Raw genomic sequence first — 4,337 nt, 5'->3', positions numbered from 1 at the left:
ATCCTAAACTAAATAATAACTCTCAAATTAATATATAAAATAATATATAAATATATTTCATACACCCTTAGCGGTTAAATATTAGCATGAAAATAAAATTTTATTGAATAACCTTAAGTATAGTCACCGTATACTATTTTATTATCACCCCTCCCCCAAAACTTCTCCAACACCACATCCCGTTCATCCAAACTTTTAGAACTCAAAACCTGTAGCATCAATCCATCAATTAGGTTTAAAACCATGTTGGCATCAGGATTAAATGCATTGGTTTCCAGACTAAAGACCAAATCAAAAAGCTCTCGAAGTAGCCATTTTCGATATTCAACTGCCATGCGGTAAGCCGTTGGATAGAGCTGTTTTATTTCAAAAATAGCTTTAAACAACAGGTGGTAAAGGCTATTTACATCGACATGTAAGCGAACAATTTCTTTGAGTTTATCGGCTGCGTTGGAGTAGCGGTGTGAGTAGACAATTACCAGCACTTCTTCTTTCAGTCGGCTTTTTTGAAAGCTTATGCAGGTTTCAACCAGCTTTTCTTTCGAGTGAAAGTAGTTATAAAGCGTGGCTTTTGGAATTTTAGTTTCTTTGGCAATCAGGTCTACGCCCGTGTTGTGAAATCCATAGATGTTAAATAGATCTACTGCGCTATGAATAACTTTTAATTTTTTTGAAGCCGTTTCTAAAGTTGGCATAGTTTTACCATTATAAAAATAAGTTGTTATGTTTGGCTGAGATAAAAAGCCTGTGCCCTTTCTGGGAGAAAAAAAGGCACAGCAAAGCCGCAAGATGGTGCTTGGCACATCTCAAGTTTTGTTGTTGCTAAGTTTTAAGTAAAAATGACTTAAAGCCTGAAAACCTTATGGCGTTCAAGCTGCTGTAATTTTTTAAGCTGTGTCGTTATAACTTTTGGCGCGGGGTGCCAAAAAATAATGGATGTGCATAGCCAACTCCTGATTATTGGAGTTCTGCCAGAGCATTTTTTTGGACTTATGGTGGCAGAACGAAAGAGGGTTGACAGACTGGCTTCGAGAACCCAGCACGCACAAAGGCGTCCCCCTTCCGTCCTACCGCTACAAAAAGGGAGACGAGTGGGTCTACATCAAAAAAACGTGTTTTTTCAATGTTCTCAAAGATCAGCCTGTCAAAGCCGGCTGGCAATGTGGCCAGCACGCAAAGCATAATCTGAGAGTTTAGAGGTGTCAATGTAGCTTTTATGACAAGCATTTAAATTTCTTATTATTTTTCATTAGATTAACTTAATTATTATTTTAGATATTATATTTAATTGTATTTTTAATTTAAAGAAAGCGATCCATGCTTACTTATTTCTATCTTTTAACTTTTAATATGAGAGTACACAGCGGAAAGTCTATTTAGACAATCTCTGTCTGCCCCACTTGGTGATAAGCACGATTAAAATAAACCAAGCTTTGGTCATGCTGGCTTTGTTTAATCGCAACAATCGGACAAATTAGAATGGTGTGTGTGCCGACTTGTTGAATTTGTTCAATCTCGCAATCGAAACTGACCAAAGCATCATCTAACACAGGTGAACCTGTTTCTAACTCAATCCATTCGCCATGTTTAAAGCGTTCTTCTGGTGTAAGTTTAGATGAAAATGCTTTTGAAATATGTTCGTGGTGTGCGCCTAAAACATTCACAGTTAAGATTTTGTTATCTAGGAAATGTGCATGTGAACTCGCAGATTGGTTCATACACACCAATAATGTCGGCGGTGTGTCAGTCACACTACAAACAGCAGAGGCAGTAAATCCAAAACGGCCAGACATGCCTGCCGTAGTCACAACACTAACCGCACTTGTGAGTAAAGACATTGCATTTCTAAAGTCTGTTGCTTGAACCATGACATTATTCCTAAATTGAACCGTACCTTGTCCTGTGTGTTTTGCTATACCGCCCAACTCCATCAGGAAGGTACTATCGACATGCGTTCTGATTAGAGCGACATGTAGTAAGTAAAATGAGGGTTACTTGTTTGATTATCAACTACCATCAAAAAGTAACCCTTTATACCACTTATTGGTAAGTATTAAGCAGTAAGATCAAAACCAGTAAGTTCTCTGCGAACGATTTCTGCACCTGCTGTTAAGGCATTTAACTTGCCACGTGCCACTTCACGTGAAAGAGGCGCCATGCCACAGTTTGTGCAAGGGTAAAGCTTGTCAGAGTCTACAAACTGAAGCGCTTTACGCAGTGTGTTAGCCACTTCTTCTGGTGTTTCAATTTGGTTAGATGCAACATCAATCGCACCAACCATGACTTTTTTACCGCGAATGAGTTCAAGTAAATCGATAGGCACATGTGAGTTGTGACATTCTAACGAGATAATATCGATGTTAGATTTTTGCAGTTTCGGGAAAGCTTCTTCGTACTGGCGCCATTCCGAACCGAGTGTCTTTTTCCAGTCTGTATTGGCTTTAATACCGTAACCATAGCAAATGTGAACCGCAGTTTCACATTTTAAACCTTCAATTGCACGCTCTAAAGTCGCAACGCCCCAGTCATTTACTTCGTCAAAGAATACGTTAAATGCAGGTTCGTCAAACTGAATAATGTCTACACCAGCAGCTTCTAACTCACGCGCTTCTTGGTTCAAGATTTTAGCAAATTCCCAAGCCAGTTTTTCACGGCTCTTGTAGTGACCATCGTAAAGCGTATCAATCATAGTCATTGGGCCAGGTAATGCCCACTTAATTGGTTGATCTGTTTGCTGACGTAGGAACTTCGCATCTTCAACAAACACAGGCTTTTGACGAGACACCGCACCAACCACAGACGGTACGCTTGCATCGTAACGGTCACGAATACGAACAGTTTCGCGCTTCTCAAAATCTACGCCATTTAAATGTTCAATAAACGTAGTCACAAAGTGTTGGCGGGTTTGTTCGCCATCGCTCACAATGTCGATGCCAGCAAGGCGCTGTTCGTGCAACGCTAAACGTAGCGCGTCTTTTTTACCTTCAAGCAGACCTTCGTTTTCGAGTTTCCACGGCGACCAAAGCTTTTCAGGTTCTGCAAGCCAAGACGGTTTAGGTAAGCTGCCAGCAGTTGAAGTTGGTAATAATTTTTTCATGTTAAATGACCCGTATGTTGATTAATTAGGAGCGTAATTCGCAGACCACTGCTCAAGAATCGCTTGGTATGGTTTGATAAATTGCTCTTCAACAAACTTCCCCTGCTCTATAGCCAAACGGCTACGTTCTTCACGGTCATACACAATTCGAGTAAGTGAATAATCTTCGTGTTTCAAGCTTGGTTGATAAGACTTTCCAGCCACTGAATTTGCGTTGTAAATTTCAGGACGGTAAATCTTTTGGAAGGTTTCCATCGTACTAATCGTACTAATCAACTCAAGGTTGGTGTAATCACTCAACAAATCACCAGTAAAATAGAACGCTAACGGCGCAACGCTATTTGGCGGCATGAAGTAGCGAACTTTTAAGCCCATTTTTTGGAAATATTCATCGGTTAATGAATAGTCTTCTTGCTTGTATTCCACACCTAAAACAGGATGTTCATTTTCAGTACGGTGGTACTCTTTAGTCGTCGAAACGCTTAGGCAAATCACAGGTGCCTTTTTAAAGTTGGCTTTATAAGTTTCAGAGTTAATAAAGCTCTTAAACAAGTTGCCGTGCAATTCACCAAACTTTTCTGGCGTGCTAAAAGTAGACTTGTTTTTGTTGTGATCTAGCAACAACACACTAAAGTCATAGTCACGTACATAAGACGAGAAGTTGTTACCTACAATACCTTCAATGCGTTCATTGGTTTTCTTATCAACAATATTGGTTTTCAATATTTCGATGAGAGGAAGCCCGCTAGTACGGTTTTCGGCATCAATGTTCATTTCAACTGAAATGATTTCAAGTTCAACGCCATAGCGGTCGCCTTTAGGGTTGTCCCAATGAGCTAAGGCATTGAAACGATTGTCGATCATCTGCAATGTATTGCGCAAATTCTCTTCGCGGCTCATCCCTCTTGCCAAGTTAGCAAAGTTGGTTGTAATACGTGTATTGTCTGCTGGACGATAGTTCTCATCGAAACAAATACTCTTAATCGTAAATGTAAATTCTTTACTCATTGTGATCAGTACCCTAATTTCTGAGATAAAACCTAAATAAAAACTTTTTGCTCTTTTTAAACTTTCCAGACTTGTCAGATTTGTGCCTTATGGTCTTATCAAAAGTGAATTACTGGAGCGCTTCAGAGCATGGATAGATTTATACCGCAATCACAACATGAATAAAAATGATTTAGTCTCATTCAAAACTGAGTGAAATTCATGTTTAGGGTTTAATAAATAAGTATGAAGT

The 4,337-nt window shown here is 39.4% G+C and carries 4 protein-coding genes; all 4 read right to left on the bottom strand.

Annotated elements, in window-relative coordinates; genetic code table 11:
• Positions 1–113: 113 nt before the first annotated feature.
• Complete coding sequence (locus HUN22_RS15765; RefSeq protein WP_217488204.1) at positions 114–695, bottom strand: TetR/AcrR family transcriptional regulator; 582 nt, start codon at positions 693–695, stop codon at positions 114–116.
• Between the two features lie 681 nt (positions 696–1,376).
• Positions 1,377–1,868, bottom strand: a complete 492-nt coding sequence (locus HUN22_RS15760) for a flavin reductase (protein WP_004794389.1) — start codon at positions 1,866–1,868, stop codon at positions 1,377–1,379.
• A 185-nt stretch (positions 1,869–2,053) separates the two neighbouring features.
• A complete protein-coding gene (locus HUN22_RS15755) occupies positions 2,054–3,097 on the bottom strand; it encodes a methionine synthase (RefSeq protein ID WP_174731299.1) in 1,044 nt (347 codons plus the stop codon).
• Between the two features lie 21 nt (positions 3,098–3,118).
• The gene (locus HUN22_RS15750) at positions 3,119–4,105 is read right to left on the bottom strand and encodes a DUF1852 domain-containing protein (protein ID WP_000031350.1); all 987 of its coding nucleotides are present in this window, start codon (positions 4,103–4,105) and stop codon (positions 3,119–3,121) included.
• Between the last annotated feature and the right edge of the window lie 232 nt (positions 4,106–4,337).

Source organism: Acinetobacter lactucae (genome assembly GCF_013344765.1).
Lineage (GTDB): Bacteria > Pseudomonadota > Gammaproteobacteria > Pseudomonadales > Moraxellaceae > Acinetobacter > Acinetobacter lactucae_A.
This window is presented reverse-complemented; position numbering and strand designations above follow the sequence as displayed.

What these genes read in the sequence shown, in the direction of transcription:
- HUN22_RS15765 (WP_217488204.1), bottom strand. Translation starts at nt 695, where the DNA reads ATGCCAACTTTAGAAACGGCTTCAAAAAAATTAAAAGTTATTCATAGC.
- HUN22_RS15750 (WP_000031350.1), bottom strand. Translation starts at nt 4,105, where the DNA reads ATGAGTAAAGAATTTACATTTACGATTAAGAGTATTTGTTTCGATGAG.
- HUN22_RS15760 (WP_004794389.1), bottom strand. Translation starts at nt 1,868, where the DNA reads ATGGTTCAAGCAACAGACTTTAGAAATGCAATGTCTTTACTCACAAGT.
- HUN22_RS15755 (WP_174731299.1), bottom strand. Translation starts at nt 3,097, where the DNA reads ATGAAAAAATTATTACCAACTTCAACTGCTGGCAGCTTACCTAAACCG.